Source organism: Gemmatimonadaceae bacterium (genome assembly GCA_036003045.1).
Taxonomy (GTDB): domain Bacteria; phylum Gemmatimonadota; class Gemmatimonadetes; order Gemmatimonadales; family Gemmatimonadaceae; genus JAQBQB01.
The window spans coordinates 64,564-82,445 of record DASYSS010000002.1 but is presented as its reverse complement, the minus strand read 5'-3'; the positions used below and the strand labels follow the sequence as shown (position 1 = coordinate 82,445).

Below are 17,882 nucleotides of genomic sequence, written 5' to 3'. Positions count from 1 at the left end.
ACCGGTCGACGGACGGTCATCGGCGAGTGAGAACTCGTCCGGCGAACACGTTCGCGAAAGTGCCCCCGTCGATCGCCGGCGTGCCGTTCACGAGCAGATAACGAACCCCCACGGCGAGCACCGTCGGTTGCTCGTACGTCGAGCGGTCCGCGAACGTCGATTCGTCGAACACGACGACGTCGGCGAACCCGCCTTGCGCGATACGCCCCCGGTCCTTCAGGCCGAGGATCTCCGCGGTCTCGGCGCTGCTCCGCTGAACCGCGCGCTCGAGCGTCAGCACGTGCTTCGTCTCGACGTAGTCGTGGAAGAGCTTCGGAAACGTGCCGTACTTGCGCGGATGGCCGTCGCTCCCATCGGACCCGGTCACGACGAAGTCCTGCTTCATGAAGTTCTCGATGTCCTTCTCGTTCATGTTGAACGACGCGACGCCCGGATCCGCGCCGGCGGTGATGATCGCCAGCGCCGCCTCGACGGGCGACGTGTTGCGGCGCTGGGCGATCTCATCGAGCCGTTTGCCGAGCAGACTCGTGTCACGTGTCGACGAGATGAGCAGCGAATGCGCCCCGTTTCGCCGCTTGAGGTTCGCCTCCATCTCGGCGACGAGTCGCGCGCGCGTTGCGGGATCTTTCGCGCGGGCGCGCAGCGAGTCGCGTCCGCCCGCTTCGGCCCAGCGCGGCAGCAGTGAGGCGCCGAGGCTCGTGCCCGACGCCGTGTACGGATATTGATCCGCGGTGACGTCGAGCCCCGACGCGCGCGCCTTCTTGATGATGCCGATCACGCTGTCGCTCTGACCCCACACGTCGGTGCCGAGCGCTTTGATGTGCGAGATGTGGATCGGCAAACGCGCCTCGCGTCCGATGCGAATCGCTTCGTTGACCGCGCCGACGAGGCCGATCGTGTACGAGCTCTCGTCGCGCAGGTGCGAGTCGTACAGGCCGCCCTTCGCCGCGGCGACCTTGGCGAGCGCGATCACTTCGTCGGTCGTCGCGTAGCTGCCCGGCGCGTAATAGAGTCCGGTCGACATCCCGATCGCGCCCTCATCCATTCCGCGCGCGACTATCGCGCGCATCGAATCGAGCTGCGCGGGCGTCGGCGCCGACGACGACATCCCGAGCACCGCGCCGCGCACCGAACCTTGTCCGATGTACACGGCCGCGTTCGTTCCGATGCCGCCCTTTCGCCATCCGTCGAGCGTCCGTCCAATCTCGATCGACCCGCCGCCGTCGTTGTTCGTGATGACGGTCGTGACGCCCTGCATGAGATACGCGAGGTTGGCGTGACGCTCCGGCGACGACAAATCCGCCTGCGTGTGTGTGTGCGGATCGATGAATCCCGGCGCGACGATGAGCCCCGTCGCGTCGATCGTACGCCCCGCCGTCACCCGACTCGCCGACCCGTCGCCGACGAACGCGATTCGATCGCCGGTGACCCCGACATCCGCCCGGCGCCTCGGCGCCCCGCTCCCGTCAACGAGCGTTCCGCCGCGAATGAGAATGTCCACGCGCTGCTGCGCGCTGAGCAGCGCGGGCAGGAACACGCACAGCGCCGCGCCGAGTGCCAGGTATACGCGAGTGAGTTTCACGCGTAGACGATGTCGCATTTCATGTCGCGGCGCGAGGGCGCCGGCGTGGGACTTCGTGGCCGATTCAGTTCTGTATTCGGTAGCCCGTCTTCCGGACAGTGAGGATGTGCCGAGGCTCGGCCGCGTTGTCCTCGAGCTTGCGTCGCAGCTCGGCGACGTGCGTGTCGACCGTGCGGCTGTACACCTCACCCGAGTATCCCCAGACCTCCTCGAGCAGCTCACTCCGCGACGCAACCTGGCCGCGGCGCTGCAACAGCGCGATGAGCAGGTCGTATTCCTTGGGTCGAAGCGCGACGGCGCTCCCGGCGCGTTGCACCGTGTGCGTGCGCGGATCGACGCACACGTCGCCGAACGTCACCGGCGCCGCGAGCTTGGCGACCGAGCCGGCGGCCGAGGCCCGGCGAAGCAGCGCGTCTACCCGCGCGAGGAGCTCGAGCAGGCCAAACGGTTTGGCGACGTAGTCGTCGGCGCCGAGGCGGAAGCCGAGCACCTTGTCCGCTTCCTCGCCACGCGCACTCAGGATCAAAACGGGCGTGCCGATGCCTTCCTCGCGAAGCGAGGCGAGGACGCGGTAGCCGTCGACCCCCGGCAGCATCAGGTCGAGGATGATCAAGTCGGGCGACGCAGACCGCGCGAGCGAAAGACCCGTTGGTCCATCCCCCGCGACCGCGACGTCGTAGCCCTCGATCTCGAGGTTGTTTCGCAATCCGGTCGCCAGGTTGCGATTGTCCTCGATTACCAGTATCCGAGTCACTGGTGGACAGGTGGACGGGTGGACGGGTGGACGGGTGACGCCGCGGACCTGTCCACCTGTCCACCTGTCCACCCGTCCACATTGTGTTCATCCGTGAAACCGGCCGCTCGCGGCGCGGCGTTCAGTTCGATCACGACCCGCGCACCCTTTTTCGGCGCGTCCTCGATCCAACTGTCGCCGCCGTGCAAACGGGCGAGCTCACGAACCACGTAGAGGCCGATTCCGCTTCCGGCGACGGAGGAGTTCGCGTGGCGGTCGAGACGATAGAACGATGTCCACACGCGCTCACGATCGCGCTCGGGAATTCCCTCGCCTTCGTCGTCGATCCATACGCGCACCCGATCGCCGCGCGGCAGCGTTCCCACCGTGACGGTCTGCGGGCGGGCGCCGTATTTCACCGCGTTGTCGAGGAGATTGAGCACCATTTGCCGCAGCGCGTCGCGGTCGGCCATCGCGAACACATCGGGCGCGAAACTCGTCGCCAGATGGACGTCCGACGCGGCAGCCAGCGGCTTCCAGTCGTCGATGATCTCCTGCACCGCGCGATTCAGATCGATCGGCTCAGGACCGAGCCGCGTCATCTGCCGCTCGGCGCGGGAGAAGTGAAGAATGTTCTCCACAAGGTGCATCAGCCGGCGTCCTTCCTGCACGATCACCCCCGTCGCGGCGTGCCGCTCCTCCTCCGTGCGCACGCGGCCGAGGTTCAGCGTTTCGGCGAACAGAAGAATTTGCGAGAGCGGGGTGCGCAGCTCGTGCGAGACGCTGGAGATGAAATCCGAACGGAGGCTGGACAGCTCGTGCTCGCGGCGAAGCTGGAGCACAGTCAGCACGACCATCGCTGCCGTCAACGTGAGAAGTCCGACGAGGATCGGCACGCGTGACTCGGGCAGCGCGCCCAGCGCAAGCAACTCGACGGCGCGCGGCCGAATCGCCGCGTGAACCGTGAGTCCGCCAACCTGCTCGAACGAGACGTCGGCCGAGTACGGCGATGTGCCGAGGCCTCCAGCCTGAAACACGGGCTGTTTGCTCGCATCACGGACGTCGATCGAAAGGATCGAGTCGTTCGGCTCGCCGCCGGTCGCCGACACCGGCAGCAGCGCACGCCGCGACGCGACGTCGCGGATCATCGACGAGCCGACGGCGTCGCGGCACGTGCGAATGCCGTACGCGGCGATCGGCGCGCGGTGCTCGGCATACTTCACCGAGTATGCGATCGCGATCGGCGTTTCGTTGGGAAGGCTGCCGAAGATGACGGCGTAGTTCCAGTCCGGCTGATAGATCGTGCGAAAGTGGTTGACGATCGTGTCGGCGAGCCACTTTCGCATCGCGCTCGAAGTGTTCGCCCCGGCCGTCGCCAGCGATCCATCGCCGAGGTCCACCCGGAAGTAGAAGCGCGACGAATCGTTGCCCGACGGACAGCGCAGCGCACCATCGGCCGTCGACGTCAGGACGCTCGGCCCGGGGAGCAGCTCGAACGGTGTCGTCGCGCGGGCGCGCGTGATCGGATCGAGCGCGGTGCCGAGGGCGGTCTGGAGTTCGTCGTTGACGCCGGCGACCAGTTCCCAGGCGGCGACCGCGGCGTAGTCGTGGAGCGCCCGCTCGGCGGTGGCGCGGTGCGATACCGCGGCCTCGTGAGCCTCGTAGGCAAGCATCGTCGCGAGCACGAGCGTGCACGCGAGCAGCGACGCGAGCAGCATCGCGCGCGAGCGACGAAGTCCGTGCCGCTGCGGGAGGAGCTTGGACGAGGCCATTCCCCGCAAATCTGCCCGCGCGCGCAGCGGCCGGGCAACCGGATGTGTCCGTTTCGGGGTGAACTTCTAACAGACCTCTGACACGCCCCGCTGGGGAGCGAGCGCGCTGGTCGGCCCGCTACCCGGGATTAGGCGCGCGCGACGCGGAGCACCTCGTCGAGCGACGTGACGCCCTCGCGCGCCGCACGAAGACCGTCGTCGAGCAGCGTGCGCATTCCCTTCGCGACCGCCATCGCCCTGAGCTCCTCCGACCCGCGCCGCCGCTGGACTTCGAGGCGCAACTCGTTGTCCATGACGAGGAGCTCGTAGACGCCCGTACGGCCGCGATAGCCGGTGCCGCGACACTCGGCACAGCCCGCGCCCTTCCAGGTACGCGTGAGACCGAGCGCTTCGACGTCGAGACGTCGCGCGACCGCCTTGTCGGGGCGCGTTTCCGTCTTGCAGTTCGGGCAGATGACGCGCACGAGCCGTTGCGCGAGCACGGCGTCCACCGTGCTGGCGACGAGATACGCCGCGATGTCGAGATCGAGGAGGCGCGTGAGCGCGGTCGGCGCGTCGTTGGTGTGAAGCGTCGAGAGAACGAGATGGCCCGTCAGCGCCGCCTGCGTCGCGATCTGCGCCGTCTCGGCGTCGCGAATCTCGCCGACGAGAATGATGTCCGGGTCTTGGCGAAGCAGCGATCGAAGCGCGGCGGCGAACGTGACGCCGACCTTTTCGTTCACGGGAACCTGCGGCACTCCCGAAAGCTCGTATTCGACCGGATCCTCCACCGTGAGAATCTTCTCACGTCCCGTGCGAATCATCTCGATCGCACCATACAGCGTCGTCGTCTTGCCGGAGCCGGTCGGACCGGTGACGAGCACGATGCCGTGCGGTCGCGACACGACCTCGGTGAAGAGCTCGAGCGTGTCGGCGGCCATGCCCAGCTCGGGGAGCGAGATGCGGCCGCGCTCCTTGTCGAGGAGACGCAACACGACACTCTCGCCGCGGAGCGTGGGAACGGTCGAGACACGCACGTCGACTTGGCGATTCTGCAATCGCAGCCGAATGCGGCCGTCCTGCGGCAGCCGCCGTTCGGCGATGTCCAGCTCGGCCATGATCTTCAACCGGCTGATGATCGCGGCGGTGAGGTGCACCGGAGGCGACGGCGCGTTCTGCAGCACGCCGTCGATTCGGTAGCGCACCCGCAGCCCGTCCTGATACGCCTCGAGGTGGACGTCCGACGCGCGCGCGTCGAGCGCCTCGATGAGCAACAGATTCACGAGCCTGACGACCGGGGCTTCGTTGGCCAGGTGCAGCAGGTCGTCGAGCGGGATCTCGTCCACGGAGACCGTCTGCGCCTCGCCCGTAAGCCCCGCGATCACGCCTTCGGCGGTCGCGGCTTCGGGTGCGTACACGCGGCGGATCGCCGTGCGGAGGTCGTGCTCGGCGAACCGCACCAGCGAGACGTGCGCGCCGAACAGAAGTCGCAGGTCGTCGAGCGCGAGCGGCTCGACGCGTTCGAGCCAGGTGCCGACCGTCACGTCGTCATCGGCCAGACGAACCGGCAGCACACCGTACTGCTCGAGCCAGTCGGCCGACAGCGCCGTCGTGAGCCGCTCGACCTCGAGCAGCTCCGTCGCCGAACGTTCCGTCTCGGGACGGTCCGCTATCGCCATCGAGAGCTGCCCGGCGGTTTCGGCGCCGCCAGCGTGTCGACCGGCGGCGGAGTCGTCGGCGTCGAATCGGGCGGCGCGGGTGGACGACGACGAAGCCGCGTGAGCGAATCCGTCTTGGCGGAGTCGGCTTGCTGCTTGATGGAATCGGACGGCGGCCTGGCGCCCGGAATCGCCGGTCGTGTCTGGACGTTCAGCGTGTCGGCCTTGGGCTGAATGTGCGGACCGACGTTCATCTGTTTGAGCAGGTCGCTGCCGTCGCGGACCGCGTTGCGCAGCTTGTCGATGTCCTCGTCGCTCGAGATGATGTGCGGCGTGAGGAAGAGGAACAGCTCGTTCGTCTCGTCGCTCTTCGAGTAATTCCCGAACAGCAGCGCGCCGATGAACGGGATGCGGCTCAACAGCGGAATGCCGCCCTGGTTGCCCGTACGCGTGTTGTCGGCGAGCCCGCCGATCACCGTCGTCTGCCCGTCGCGCACGAAGATCTGCGTCGTCGCTTCGCGCTTGTCGATCACGGGCGCATCGAACTGGACCTGGTTGGTGGCGCTGTTGTCCGTCTGCGACACCTGCAGGTTCACGTAGCCGTCGGGGTTGATCGTCGGCGTGATCGTGAGCGTCGTGCCGACGTCGATGTACTGCACCGTCTGCACGCGGCCCGTCGGATCGTTCGGCACCGTTTGCGAGATCTGCACGAACGGACGCGATGACCCGACGTTGAGCACCGCCTGACGGTTGTTCTGCGCGATGATCACGGGGAGCGACAACACGCGCACGTCGCCCCGTTGCTCGAGCGCCGCGATCGCGAGGTCGTAGCTCGTGCCGCCATGGCCGCCCGTGAGCTCGGCGATGAGATCCAACGCGCTGGCCTGCGACGGGGCCGTGACCGAGACGACGTTTCCGTGGCTGTCCCTGTTCTTCCCCACGCCCGACACGCCGATGTCGATCGACCGCGTGCGCTGCACCTCGGCGATCGTCACTTCGATCAGCACTTGCAGCGGTCGCAGGTCTACTCCGCCGATGATCTGCTGAAGGAGCGCCCAATCCGAGTCGGTCGCGCGAACGAGCAATGAATTGCTCGACTCTTCGGCGATGATACGGATGTCGCCGGCTTGCGACGAGAGCGCGCCGGCCGCCTGGATTGCGTTGGCGAGCACGTTGGCGACGGCGTTGTTCGCGATGCCCGCCGCGCCCGGATTGTTGCCGCCTACGCCGCCACCGCCCGCGACGCCGAAATTACCGCGGCCTGCTCCTCGGCCCGCGTTTCCGCCGCCGCCCGCCACGAATGGCGTGGCGATGTTGTTCGGTGGCGTGGTGAACGTCGTGAAACCGCCGTTGCCGTTCGGAATGGTCACGGTGTTGCCACGGCCGCCGGCGGTCGAGCTGTATCCGGTGAAGAGATTCGACAGCACGGGCGCGAGCTGTATGGCGCTCGCGTGCCGCAGACGGTACGTGAACACGTGCATCTGCTGCGCTTGCTGTTGCTGCGCGAGCTGTTGCGCGATGCGTTGCTCGGGCGTCGGCCCTGGTCTCACCGGTTCCGGCGCGGGACCGGAGATCTGAATCAGCGACGGCGTCTCCGTCACCTTGAGTCCGTTCGACTCGGCGACCGACTTGAGGAGCTCGATCATTCCTTCGCGCGTGACCGGCCGGCCCATGTGCACCGTCGTCTTCTGCGCGGGAATGTTGGTGAGCGACACGTTGATCTCGCCCGCCGCCGCCAGCGCGTCGAGAACGACCTTGAGATCCTGTTCCTGGAAATCGAGCGAGACGGCCCCCGGCGCCTTCTTCGTCGTGTCCGTCTTCGCCGGCTGACGGGCGGGGGGTTTCTGGCCGCCGGCGCCGCCGCGCTGCGCGAACGCCATGCGCGGCGGGGCCGCTGCGGCGCCGACGACGGCGCCCGCAATGAGGACTCTGTGAACAATGTGCATGGTCAGGATCCTGGCTTTGGTACGACGAGATCCGCTCGTCCGCCCGATGCGTTGATTATCGTCACCTTGCCTCGGTCGATCGCCTTCACGACCCATTCGCCGATCTTGTCGCCCACGCGCACGAGCGTCGGTCGATTGTCGCCCAATTGCAGCGTCGCGAAGCTCTTACCGTCGTTCGCGACGGCCGTCCCCAGCACGGTCGGTTTGGGCGGCTCGGCCGCCTGCTTCACTTCGGGCGTCTTTTCCCCGGGCATTCGATACGGCGCGGACGGCGCGCTGCGGTCCGACGAGAACAGGTCGCTCTCGACCGCCGCTTGAACGTCGGCAGGGCCCGGCGGAACCGCGCGCTTGATCGGCCCCCCGCCGCTGGACGACGGCGGCGTTTCGGGAAGCGGCTCCGCCCGTACGGCGTGCACGAGAGTCCAGGCAACGGTGGCGATCGCCGCGAGGAGCAGCACGATCGCGCCGCGCATGGCGGGCGTCTTCATCCAGGTTTGAACGTTGCTCATCGCTGCGGCACTCCCCCGCCGTTCGAGGCGGGGAGCGCGGCGACGGTGTGCGCCGCACCATCCGTCGACGCCGTCGACGATTCAGGCACGGCAAAGCCGGAGATCGTCGCCGCGATGGACAGCACTTCCATGTCCGTGTCGCCCGCTCTCGCCGACCGCGTGATGTCGAGCCGGTCGATTCTCACGAGCTTGTCCCCACGCTCGAGCGCCTGTAGGAACAAGAGCGTCCCGAGCAAATCGGATTCGGCCCGGATCTCGACGCGCAGCGTGCGCACACCGCTCGGCATCGGCGCGGCCGGGCGCGTGCTCGCGTCCTGCATGAATACGCGCGTCTTCCGAGCGACGTCTCCCAAATACGACGCCAACTCGGCGCTCGCCATGACGTCGTCCTTTCCCTCGAAGAGACGCGACCGCATGCTCTGCATCGCCGAGTCGGCGACGCGCCGCAGCTCCGGATTGCGCCGCGACTCGGCGACAGCGGTGCGCTCGCGCGCGAGCGTCGACCGCTCGGCGGCAAGTTGGTCCTGCGCGTCGGCAAGCGCGACGCGATACGGACGTACGACGTAGAGCGCGGACAGCGAGACGATGGTGATCGCCGCGCCCAGCGTGACGGTGCGTCGCTCGCGCGCGCTCAGAGTGCTCCACTTCATCGGGGCACCTCCGAGCGTCGCGCCGGCGGAGTTCGCGCCGCGGACGCGGGCGCGGTCGGCGACGGTTTCACCGATTCGACACGCGCCGCGATCGTGAAGTGCTCGAGTGCGGGGCCGTCCTCCTGCAACTCGCGGCGCACGGGCGCCGCCGACTTCACGTCCATGAACCCGCGCGTGCGTTCGATCGCGTCGAACACTCGCGCCGCGTGCCCCGCGAGGCCGTCGACGATGACAGAATCCTGCCGCGCGCGAATCGCGGTCAGATACGCCTCCTCGGGCACCGACTGGCTCAACGTCGAGATCACCGACGACCATCGTGGAGCCGTCGACTCGATCTGGTTCAACGCGAGCAGGTGCTTGTAAGTGGCGTCGACCGTCGTCCGCCCCACCATCGTCGCCGCCAACTGCGGTCGAAGCGCCTCGCGTTCGGCGCGCACCTCGGCGAGTTGATGACGCACGCCCCAGAGCTGGATTCCGGCCGCCGCGGCAAATAGCACGAGCGCCGCCGCGGCGACGATGCACGCCGCTTTTCGCGCGCCTGCCCGCTCGAGAGCAACGGAGTCTTCGCCGCGAAGCGCGGGGCCGACGGAGCTGCCGGCGAAGCGCGCCGCGAGAACGTCGGGTCGGTCGGACGCGCTGCCGGTGTCGCCGGCGCGCGCTGCCGAGAGTCCGAACGACGCCAGAGCCGCCGACAGTTCGCGCGCGGGACCCGTCGCGCCGAGCACTCCGGCACGCGCACTCGGCCCGCCGATGCTGTCGACGATCATCGCACCGTCGGACGCGCCCGCGCGGAATCGTCGAACTCCCGAGAGCCGGCCGTCGTCGAACTGCAACAAGTTCGTGCGATCGTCCTGCGCGACGAGCGCGTGTCCGCCTTGTCTGGCCAGCACGGGCCAGAGCGCGAACGCCGCGGCCGTCCAAGCCGTTTCCGCGGGTGCGATCGCGTCGACGGTCCATCCGGTCTGCTGCGCGGCGCCGCGAATGGCGGCGATGAGTCGCGCCGGTGCGGACGTAGCGACCACGGGTACCCGTGCGCGGCGCGCGCGACGGGCGGGCAGTGACACGCCGACGACTTGCGGCCCGCGAGCCTGGACGAAATAGCGCGACGCGTCGCGTGTGAGCGTGCGCTGCAACTCGTCGGCACGGAGCGGCGGGAGCTCGAGACGACGCACCTCGGCGAGCGGCGGCATCAACGACACGACGAGCGAACCGTTTTGCGCGCCGACCGCACCGGCGCCGCCGAGCGCACGCGCCAGCTCGGCGAGCGCGCCGGCGAGCGACGACCAGCCATTGTTCTCGCTCGGCGGTTCGAGTTGCGTGCGCCACGCGCCGTCGGCTGACCGAAGCTCCGGATGAACGGCCGTGAGCTCGTTCGCCGAGATCGCGATGGTAACGCGCTGCGCGCGGCGAGCGCCGCTCTCGGCGCGGGGTTGGCTCACCATGAGCGCGTCACCATTTCTTCGTCGTGACGTTGGCCACGTTTCCGCCGTTCGAGACGACGGCGATCAGCACGGTCGGCTGCGATTGCGGGCCGACGCGTGCGGTGATCGTGAGCTCAACTTGCGACGCGTTCACTTCAGTGCGGCCGCGCAGCGCGTTCACCGCCGCGGTGCTCGCCAGTTGTCCCGGCATCGGTCGGCCGCCGCGCCCCGCCGACGCGAAGATCTGCGACTGATCGGAGATGCGACGGCCTTGCGACCGCAGCTGAAGGATCTGGTTGAGCGTCGCGTCGGTCATCCCCGGCAGGGCGCGGAGCACCGGTACGGGCGCGTCGTTGAGATTGATCTGCCCCGCGCCACGCGTCGTGACGTACGGCGCGACCTCGGCGTAGATGTCCGGCGTCATCCCCATCACGTTCTGCAGTTCGCTGATGTCACTGAACAGCGTGTTGGCGGGCAGCGCCAGGATTCCGGCCTTGATGTAGTCGTCGCGCTCGGCGCCGCTCGGCCGCTTCACGCTGTCGGCGTCGCGCCAATCCATGATCGACTGCGCGAGTTGAGTAGACTTGGAGTAGTCGCTCAGCAGAAAGCTGAAGAATTGCTGCAGCTCCGTCTCGGTCGCCGTGTTGATGTTGAGCTTTTCGCCGAGGTCGTGCGCCTGGATCGCGACGGGAATACTGTCGACTTGCACCGTGCCCGTGTACAGCGAGTCCACGTTGGACCACGGGTCGCTCGCGGCGAGGCGCGCGAGGTTCGGATTGCTGCTGGACGGCGCGACGCGGATTGCGTACTCGAGCTTCGCCTGCGCGTAGGCGAGCGCACCCAGTGCGAGCGCGCGCTGCTGGCCGCGCTCGGACGCCGCGATGCCGAGTGTGCGCCGCTCCTTGGCTTCCATGCTGAACTGGAGCGCGACCGTCGCGATCGCGACGACGAGCCAGAGTGCCGCGAGAAGCGCGACTCCGCGGCGCTGCCTCATCGGGCCACCACCCGGCGAGCGTTGGCGAGCGGGTAGATCATCGGCACCGAGAGAATCGGCGGTGCCGTGTGGTGCTCGCCCGGCAGCATCGTGATGCGCACGACGGTCGGCGTGATCGTCGCCGCCTCCGACGAGTGATACCACCGGTGAGTGCGGTCGTCGAGAAACTCGACGTTGAGCGTGTCGATCGTCGAGTCGAGCATCTTGCGGACGATCGGCTGCTGCGCGTTCGGCTGGTATTCGATCGTGAGACCCTTTTCCGGCGTATTGTTGTCCGCGTCGATGAACATCCGTATACGGACGATGCTGAGGAGCGCCGGGTTTGCCGCGCTGGTCGTGAACGAGATCTCGTCACCCGCCGCCTGCGCGGCGCTCACCGACGACGTGCTGTTGCTCATGCCGGGAGCGGCGGTCGTCGCCGCGCCGCGCGAGAGCCCGCGCGGGCCGCCGCCCTGCTGGATCTGCACCTGGCCGGTCGACATCCAGTCTCGGATCATTTCGCGCAACGCGACGGCGCGCTCCGTCGACACCGCCGCGTCGCGAATCACCTTCCGGTGCGCGATGATCGACTCGAAGGCCCCGGCGCCGGCGGCCGTCATCATGCCCGTGATCGCCAGGCCGATCACGAGCTCCATGAGGGTCATTCCTTGCCGTGCGCGCATCGTCATCGGCGCGTCGCCAGGCGAGGAGTGATGTAGCGATACGTCCGCACCAGATACGAACCGTTCGTCCAACTGACCGTGATGCGAATGTCGTACAGGCCGTTGGGGTCCGAGATCGGCGTGGACGTCGTCGTCCACGTGTATTGGTCGAACGGCGCCGGGAATTTTCCCTTCGCCACCGAATCCGGCAGCGACTGAAGCTCCGTGTCGGTGAGCAGATCCATGAACTCGACCCGCGAGGTCGCGAGCTCTTCGACTTCGATCGCCCGCCGCGCGCGCTCGGCCGTGCGCATCTCGCCGCCCGCGGCCTCGAGGGCCGCGACCGACGTCATCCCGACGATCGCGATCGCCGCGACCGCCTCGAGAAGCGTGATCCCTCGGCGCGCCCTAGCGAGAATCCGCACGCGCCACCCCGCTCCAAGGATCCACACGCACGATCAGCGGGATTTGACCGCCATTGATCACCGCGGTGTCGGCGAACGCGGCCCCCGTCGGCTCGAACACGAACCGCAGACGAGGTTGGTCCGTCTTGATCGACGCCGCCATGCCGAGGTCGAGCGTGCCTTGCGCCAGCGCCGCCATCCCGAACGCACCCGCGGTGTCCACCTCGAACGCCAACGACTTCGGGTCGAGCCGGAGGGTCGCAGTCGTGTTGTACTGGATCGCCGCCTTACGGGTGTCTCGGAGCAGGCCGAGCATGGCGTCCGCGCCGCCAGGCGGCTGTTCGGTACCGAACCGCGCGAGCGCTGGGGCGGCGAGCGTGGCCGCGATGGCCATGATGAGCAGCACCATTGTCAGCTCCCACAACGTGAAGCCGGTGCGGCGCTGGACGCGCGCGTCGGTGCTCGCCCGCGTCCGTATCACTTGAAGGAGTTCGCGTTGATGCCGTAGATGGCTTGCAGCAGCGACAACGCGATGAACGCGACGATCACGCCGAACGTCACGATCATCGCTGGCTCGGCGAGCGTCGCGAGGCGGTGTGTGGCACGTTCCGTTCTTTCTTCGAAGATGTCGGCGGCCTTCATCAGGAACACGCGCAACTGCCCCGCGTCCTCGCCGACGCCGACGAGCTGCGAGAGCAGCTCGGGAAAGAGCGTGCTTTCGGCCAACGCCGCGCGCAACGAGCTGCCTTCGCGCACGCGCGTGCGAACGCGTACGACGTCATCCCGTGCTATAGGATCGCCGATTGATTCGATCGTGTCATCGAGCGCGGTGAGCAGCGGCGCGCCGCCGCCAAGGAGCACGCCGACGAGGCGCGCGAAGCGACCGGCCAGTGCGTAGCGCCGCAGCGTGCGCACACCCGGAAGGCCGAGCATCGTCGACGACCACGCGCGGCGCCCGGCGTCGGTGTTCGTCGCCCACGCCGCGAACGCGGCGATCGCGAACGGAATGAGCAGCAACACGGGCCACGCATGGTGCAGCGCCGACGAGAACGCGAGTAACGTCGCCGTCGAGCGCGGCAACGTCGCGCCGCTTCCCTCGAGCAGCGTGACGAACCGCGGGAGCACGAAGAACAACAGCACCGTGACGGCGATCGAGCCCGCCGTCGCCAGCATGATCGGGTAGATCGAGGCCGAGAGAATTCGGCCGCGCAGCTTTTCGTCGCGGTCGAGCTGGTCGGCGAGACGAGCGAACGCGGCGTCGAGATCGCCGCTCTTCTCGCCGGCGCGCACGAGGCCGACGTACAGCGGCGAGAACAACGCGCGATGCTGCCCGAGAGCCGACGAGAGCGTTTCACCACGCTCGACGCGTCCCTTCACTTCATGCAGCGCCGCCCTGACGTCGCCGCTCGCCACACCCGATGCCGCGTGTAGCGCCTGCGCGAGCGGCATGCCGACGGGCAGAAGCGCGGCGAGTGCGCGCGTCAGCTCGAGCACCTCGCGACGGCGTCCCAGACGAAAACCGCGGCGCCCGCCGCTGTCGCTTTCCGTGGACTCGGCGACATCGAGCACGAAAAGGCCGCGCTGTTCGAGCGTACGCGTCAGCGCTCCGGGGCTCACGGCCTGCGCGTGGCCGCGCAGGCGCTTCCCGGATCCGTCGACGGCTTGGTACGCGAAGGTCGGCATCGTGCTCGTGGTTTCTTGTGTCTACTTCCAGCTCGTGATGTCGGCGTCCTCGCCTTCGCCGCCGGGCTTGCCGTCGGCGCCGTAGGTCACGAGGTCGTAGCCCTGAGGATTCGCCTGCCCAGGAGACAAGTACGCGTAGGCACGCCCCCATGGATCGAGCGGAACCGGTTTCCGCAGATATGGCGAGCGCCAGTTGTTTGGCGGGTCCACGGTCGGCTTTTCCCACAGCGCGGCGAGCCCTTGCTCGGTCGTCGGGTAGGATCCGTTGTCCAGACGGTAGGCGTCGAGCGCGGCACCGAGCATCTCGATTTGCGACTTCGCCGTGGCGCTCTTGGCGGCACCGACGTGCTGGAAGATGTTCGGGGCGACGAGGGTCGCGAGAATCGCGATCACGACGATCACGACCAGGATCTCGATCAGCGTGAATCCGGCGCGAGGCTCGGACCGGCGGGAACGGAGCGCACGAAGCGCATGGCGGCGCGAAGGGATCAGGGGGATCATCGGACGTGGGTCGGCGGACTCGGTGAGCGTCGTCCAGCCGCCTTCGAGGCGCGCGCGGGACGAGGTGGACAGTTGGACACGAAACCAGGCAAAACGGTTTTCATCGCGCGACTTAGCACCACTCACTGAACGGATGACGACGGTGCGGAACCCGCCGTTAAGCGCGCGCATCCCGGTGCCTCGCGCCCCCGATCTTTCTAACACGTGGGCGTTATGCGCAGTTTGTGCTTGGATTTACGAACCGTGCGGCCGCCTGTCCATTGACGATCGGATCCTTAGCGGGTTCCAGCGGACAAGGGCTCCCAACCACACGGCCAACCGCCGCCCCATTGATTTTCTAGGGGAACGATCGCACATTCGCTTCACCTAGGATTCCTATGGGGCAAGCCATGTCCGACGCCAACGTCGAGGTTTTGCGCGGGACGCTCGACCTCCTCATCCTCAAAGCCGTGAGTTGGCGGGCGACGCACGGCTACGCGGTCGCCCGCTGGATCGAACAGGCCACGGGCGACGTGCTTCAGATCGAAGAAGGCTCCCTCTATCCCGCGCTCCACCGCCTCGAGGCCCGAGGCTGGATCTCCGCCGAATGGGGTGCATCGGAGAACAACCGCCGGGCAAAATTCTACACGCTCACGCCGAAAGGCCGGTCACAGCTTCGCGTCGAAGCGGCAACGTGGACCCGCTTCGCCCACGCCGTTTTCGCCGCGCTCGAAGCGCCACCCGAGCCCAATTGAGAGGGAGGAGCGACCGATGAGCACACCGGCCTGGCGGCGATACCTCCGATTTTGGGGCTCGAACGTCCAAAGCGACGTCGACGACGAGCTTCGCTTTCACCTCGACATGCGCGTCGCCGAATACGTCGCGCGCGGCATGTCCCCCACCGACGCTCGACAGCTCGCCGAGCGTCGATTCGGCGACGAACAGAAAGCGCGCGCCCTGTGCATCTCGATCGACGAGAACGCGGCACGCGTGATGAGCCGCGGCGCGTCGCTCACGTCACTCGGCCAGGATGTGCGTTTCGCCCTCCGCGTGTTCCGTCGCCAACGCTTGCCCGTCGTCGCTGCGCTGCTGTGCATCGCCGTGGGTGTGAGCGCGACGACCGCGATGTTCAGCGTCGCCGACACACTCCTGCTTCGACCACTTCCGTACCCGAACGGCGACCGCCTGGTGTCGGTCAGCTCGATCCAGGTGGGCGCGTCGTCGTCCGCCGGCGTGAGCTCCTACCTCGACTACCGCGACTGGCGCACGGAGCAGCATTCATTCGACGACATGGGCGCGCTGGGCTCGACGAGCTTTGTGATGTTGCACGGCGAGCCACGCCGCGTTTCTGCCGCCCTGGTCACCGCCAGCTTCTTTCCCACATTGGGCGTCACGGCGGAACTCGGCCGCGTGTTTTCCGATGCCGACGACACGCCCGGCGCGGACCCGGTGATGGTGGTTTCCGATGAATTCGCACGCCAGGAATTCGGCGATCCGGCGCGCGCGATCGACCAACGGGTGGTGGTCAACGGTGTCATGCGTTCGATCATCGGCGTCATTCCCAATCGATGGCGCTACCCGTCGCGCGGCGAGACCTGGTTGCCTCTTGCGACCGGCGGCTACAGCGGATTCAGCAACGGCGTCGCTAATCCGTCGTCGCGTGGAAATCGCAACCTCCAGGTTTTTGGCACGCTGCGGCGTGGGGCGACACTCGACGGCTCGCGGCGAGAGCTCGCCGCCATCGCCGCGCGACTCCAGCGCGAGTGGCCGGGCTCCAACGCGGTGATGACGACCACCGTGACGCCGTTGCGGGATCAATACGTGGGCGATGTGCGAGGCAGCCTCGTCGCGGTGATCGGCGCGACGCTTCTCGTCTTGCTCATCGCGTGCGCCAATGTCGCCGCGCTGCAGCTTGCCCGCTCTTCGGCGCGGGCCCGCGAGATCGCCGTCCGCGCCGCGATCGGCGCTAGCCGTGGCCGCATCGTCCGGCAATTGCTCACTGAGAGCGTCATACTGTCGCTCGTCGGTGGCGGCTTGGGCACGTTGCTCGCCATCTGGGCGCGCGATCTCATCCAACGCGCGGTCGCGCCGAACACGCCGGCGTGGATGACCTTCGACATTGACGGGCGCGCGCTGGTCTTCGCACTCGGCGTCTCCGCGCTCGCCGGGATCGCGTTCGGCATTGCCCCGGCGCTGCGCCTGGCGGACATCCGCGCCGGCGCTGCGCTTCGCAACGCCACCGTGGGTCCTACCCGAACTCGATTGCAGCGCGCGTTCGTGATCGCCGAAGTGGCCATCTCCGTGATACTCGTGGTGAGCGCATCGCTCGCGCTCGAGAGCGTGTGGCGCATCCAACGTATCCCGCTCGGAATTGACCCGAACGGCGTCGCGACCTTCGAGGTGACGATGCAAGGCGCGCGCTTCGACGAACCGGCGGCACGCGCGCGGCTCGTAGCCGATATCGAGCAGAGGTTGCGCGCGCTGCCCGGCGTGACGGGCGCCGGGGCTGCCGACCGGATGCCGATTAACGGGTGCTGTTCCCAATTTCCGGCGCTCATCCAGGGCCAAACGGTCAGCAAGGGGCACGAACCCTTTGTAACCGGCACCATCGCGACGGCGGGCTATTTTGCGGCGCTGCACGTGCACGTGATCTCCGGACGCACGTTCAACGTAGATGACGACGCGAACGCTCCGAAGGTGATGGTGGTCAATCAGACGTTCGCCAACACGTATTGGCCGCATGGCGATGCGCTCGGCCATCAAGTGAACACCGGCATCGGCAACGCCACGATCGTCGGAGTCGTGCAAGACGTGAAGCAGGCGACGATCTTCGGAGCTCCGGAGCCGCAGTTTTTCCGCCCGTACGCCCAGGACCCGTGGACGCGGGCGGTCTTTGCCGTTCGCGCACATGGCGATCTCACGCGGGTCGCCGCGGCGGCACGCAGCGTCGTTCGATCCGTCGACCCGTCAATGCCGATCTTCAACGTTCGCACGTTGGACGCTGTTTTCGATCAGGCGGCGCTCACGACGCGCTCTCTGAGCCGACTCCTCGTCGCGTTCGCGGGAATCGCGCTCTTGCTTGCCGCGACGGGACTTTACGGTCTGATCTCGTTTCTCGTCGAACGGCGAACGCGCGAGCTCGGCCTGCGCGTCGCCCTGGGCGCGGAGCCGTCCCGCGTCGCGCGAATGGTCGTGATCGAAGCGTGCGCGCTCGCCGCGATTGGCGCGGTCGTCGGCATCGGGGCCGCGACGCTCGCGGCCAGATGGCTTGCGGCGACGCTTTATGGCGTGACGACGAGGGAATCGCCGGTCTACGTGGTGGCGGTGCTCATCCTCGGGGCCGCCGCGCTGGCGGCGAGCTACGGACCGGCGCGGCGCGCCGCGCGTGCCGACCCCATGGTCGCGCTGCGCGTCGACTGATTCGCCGGGA

General features: G+C 67.8%; 16 protein-coding genes. 2 read left to right on the top strand and 14 right to left on the bottom strand.

Annotated elements, in window-relative coordinates; genetic code table 11:
* Window positions 1-16: 16 nt before the first annotated feature.
* The 14 genes from VGQ44_00480 to gspG form a co-directional block, all read right to left on the bottom strand.
* Window positions 17-1,600 (bottom strand): amidohydrolase family protein, encoded by a 1,584-nt coding sequence (locus VGQ44_00480; GenBank protein HEV8445261.1) that lies wholly within the window; start codon window positions 1,598-1,600, stop codon window positions 17-19.
* Window positions 1,601-1,646: 46 nt separating this feature from the next.
* The gene (locus VGQ44_00475; protein ID HEV8445260.1) at window positions 1,647-2,336 is read right to left on the bottom strand and encodes a response regulator transcription factor; all 690 of its coding nucleotides are present in this window, start codon (window positions 2,334-2,336) and stop codon (window positions 1,647-1,649) included.
* A complete protein-coding gene (locus tag VGQ44_00470) occupies window positions 2,333-4,087 on the bottom strand; it encodes a HAMP domain-containing sensor histidine kinase (GenBank protein ID HEV8445259.1) in 1,755 nt (584 codons plus the stop codon). The genes VGQ44_00475 and VGQ44_00470 overlap by 4 nt, the downstream gene beginning before the upstream one ends.
* Before the next feature lie 128 nt (window positions 4,088-4,215).
* Entirely contained in the window at window positions 4,216-5,745 is a 1,530-nt protein-coding gene (locus tag VGQ44_00465; GenBank protein ID HEV8445258.1) for an ATPase, T2SS/T4P/T4SS family, read from the bottom strand.
* Complete coding sequence (locus tag VGQ44_00460; GenBank protein ID HEV8445257.1) at window positions 5,736-7,670, bottom strand: secretin N-terminal domain-containing protein; 1,935 nt, start codon at window positions 7,668-7,670, stop codon at window positions 5,736-5,738. The genes VGQ44_00465 and VGQ44_00460 overlap by 10 nt, the downstream gene beginning before the upstream one ends.
* Before the next feature lie 2 nt (window positions 7,671-7,672).
* Entirely contained in the window at window positions 7,673-8,179 is a 507-nt protein-coding gene (locus VGQ44_00455) for a hypothetical protein (GenBank protein HEV8445256.1), read from the bottom strand.
* Entirely contained in the window at window positions 8,176-8,829 is a 654-nt protein-coding gene (gene gspM, locus VGQ44_00450; GenBank protein HEV8445255.1) for a type II secretion system protein GspM, read from the bottom strand. Before gspM ends, VGQ44_00455 begins: the two co-directional genes overlap by 4 nt.
* The gene (locus VGQ44_00445) at window positions 8,826-10,268 is read right to left on the bottom strand and encodes a PilN domain-containing protein (GenBank protein ID HEV8445254.1); all 1,443 of its coding nucleotides are present in this window, start codon (window positions 10,266-10,268) and stop codon (window positions 8,826-8,828) included. Before VGQ44_00445 ends, gspM begins: the two co-directional genes overlap by 4 nt.
* 10 nt (window positions 10,269-10,278) lie before the next feature.
* Entirely contained in the window at window positions 10,279-11,244 is a 966-nt protein-coding gene (locus VGQ44_00440) for a hypothetical protein (protein ID HEV8445253.1), read from the bottom strand.
* Window positions 11,241-11,912 (bottom strand): type II secretion system protein, encoded by a 672-nt coding sequence (locus tag VGQ44_00435; protein ID HEV8445252.1) that lies wholly within the window; start codon window positions 11,910-11,912, stop codon window positions 11,241-11,243. Before VGQ44_00435 ends, VGQ44_00440 begins: the two co-directional genes overlap by 4 nt.
* Window positions 11,909-12,310 carry a type II secretion system protein gene (locus VGQ44_00430; GenBank protein HEV8445251.1) on the bottom strand — a complete coding sequence of 134 codons (402 nt, stop codon included), beginning with the start codon at window positions 12,308-12,310 and terminating at the stop codon, window positions 11,909-11,911. Before VGQ44_00430 ends, VGQ44_00435 begins: the two co-directional genes overlap by 4 nt.
* Window positions 12,294-12,770, bottom strand: coding sequence for a prepilin-type N-terminal cleavage/methylation domain-containing protein (locus VGQ44_00425; GenBank protein HEV8445250.1), 477 nt, complete (start codon window positions 12,768-12,770; stop codon window positions 12,294-12,296). Before VGQ44_00425 ends, VGQ44_00430 begins: the two co-directional genes overlap by 17 nt.
* Window positions 12,767-13,972 (bottom strand): type II secretion system F family protein, encoded by a 1,206-nt coding sequence (locus VGQ44_00420; protein HEV8445249.1) that lies wholly within the window; start codon window positions 13,970-13,972, stop codon window positions 12,767-12,769. Before VGQ44_00420 ends, VGQ44_00425 begins: the two co-directional genes overlap by 4 nt.
* 21 nt (window positions 13,973-13,993) lie before the next feature.
* Entirely contained in the window at window positions 13,994-14,473 is a 480-nt protein-coding gene (gene gspG, locus VGQ44_00415) for a type II secretion system major pseudopilin GspG (protein ID HEV8445248.1), read from the bottom strand.
* 389 nt (window positions 14,474-14,862) lie between these two features.
* Between gspG and VGQ44_00410 the strand changes: the two genes are divergently transcribed.
* Complete coding sequence (locus VGQ44_00410; protein ID HEV8445247.1) at window positions 14,863-15,207, top strand: PadR family transcriptional regulator; 345 nt, start codon at window positions 14,863-14,865, stop codon at window positions 15,205-15,207.
* Between the two features lie 16 nt (window positions 15,208-15,223).
* Window positions 15,224-17,872 carry an ABC transporter permease gene (locus VGQ44_00405; protein ID HEV8445246.1) on the top strand — a complete coding sequence of 883 codons (2,649 nt, stop codon included), beginning with the start codon at window positions 15,224-15,226 and terminating at the stop codon, window positions 17,870-17,872.
* The last annotated feature ends 10 nt before the right edge of the window (window positions 17,873-17,882 follow it).

Coding starts and splice junctions, on each gene's coding strand:
- VGQ44_00480 (HEV8445261.1), bottom strand. CDS start 1,600: ATGCGACATCGTCTACGCGTGAAACTCACTCGCGTATACCTGGCACTC.
- VGQ44_00470 (HEV8445259.1), bottom strand. CDS start 4,087: ATGGCCTCGTCCAAGCTCCTCCCGCAGCGGCACGGACTTCGTCGCTCG.
- VGQ44_00465 (HEV8445258.1), bottom strand. CDS start 5,745: ATGGCGATAGCGGACCGTCCCGAGACGGAACGTTCGGCGACGGAGCTG.
- VGQ44_00460 (HEV8445257.1), bottom strand. CDS start 7,670: ATGCACATTGTTCACAGAGTCCTCATTGCGGGCGCCGTCGTCGGCGCC.
- VGQ44_00455 (HEV8445256.1), bottom strand. CDS start 8,179: ATGAGCAACGTTCAAACCTGGATGAAGACGCCCGCCATGCGCGGCGCG.
- gspM (HEV8445255.1), bottom strand. CDS start 8,829: ATGAAGTGGAGCACTCTGAGCGCGCGCGAGCGACGCACCGTCACGCTG.
- VGQ44_00440 (HEV8445253.1), bottom strand. CDS start 11,244: ATGAGGCAGCGCCGCGGAGTCGCGCTTCTCGCGGCACTCTGGCTCGTC.
- VGQ44_00435 (HEV8445252.1), bottom strand. CDS start 11,912: ATGACGATGCGCGCACGGCAAGGAATGACCCTCATGGAGCTCGTGATC.
- VGQ44_00420 (HEV8445249.1), bottom strand. CDS start 13,972: ATGCCGACCTTCGCGTACCAAGCCGTCGACGGATCCGGGAAGCGCCTG.
- gspG (HEV8445248.1), bottom strand. CDS start 14,473: ATGATCCCCCTGATCCCTTCGCGCCGCCATGCGCTTCGTGCGCTCCGT.
- VGQ44_00410 (HEV8445247.1), top strand. CDS start 14,863: ATGTCCGACGCCAACGTCGAGGTTTTGCGCGGGACGCTCGACCTCCTC.
- VGQ44_00405 (HEV8445246.1), top strand. CDS start 15,224: ATGAGCACACCGGCCTGGCGGCGATACCTCCGATTTTGGGGCTCGAAC.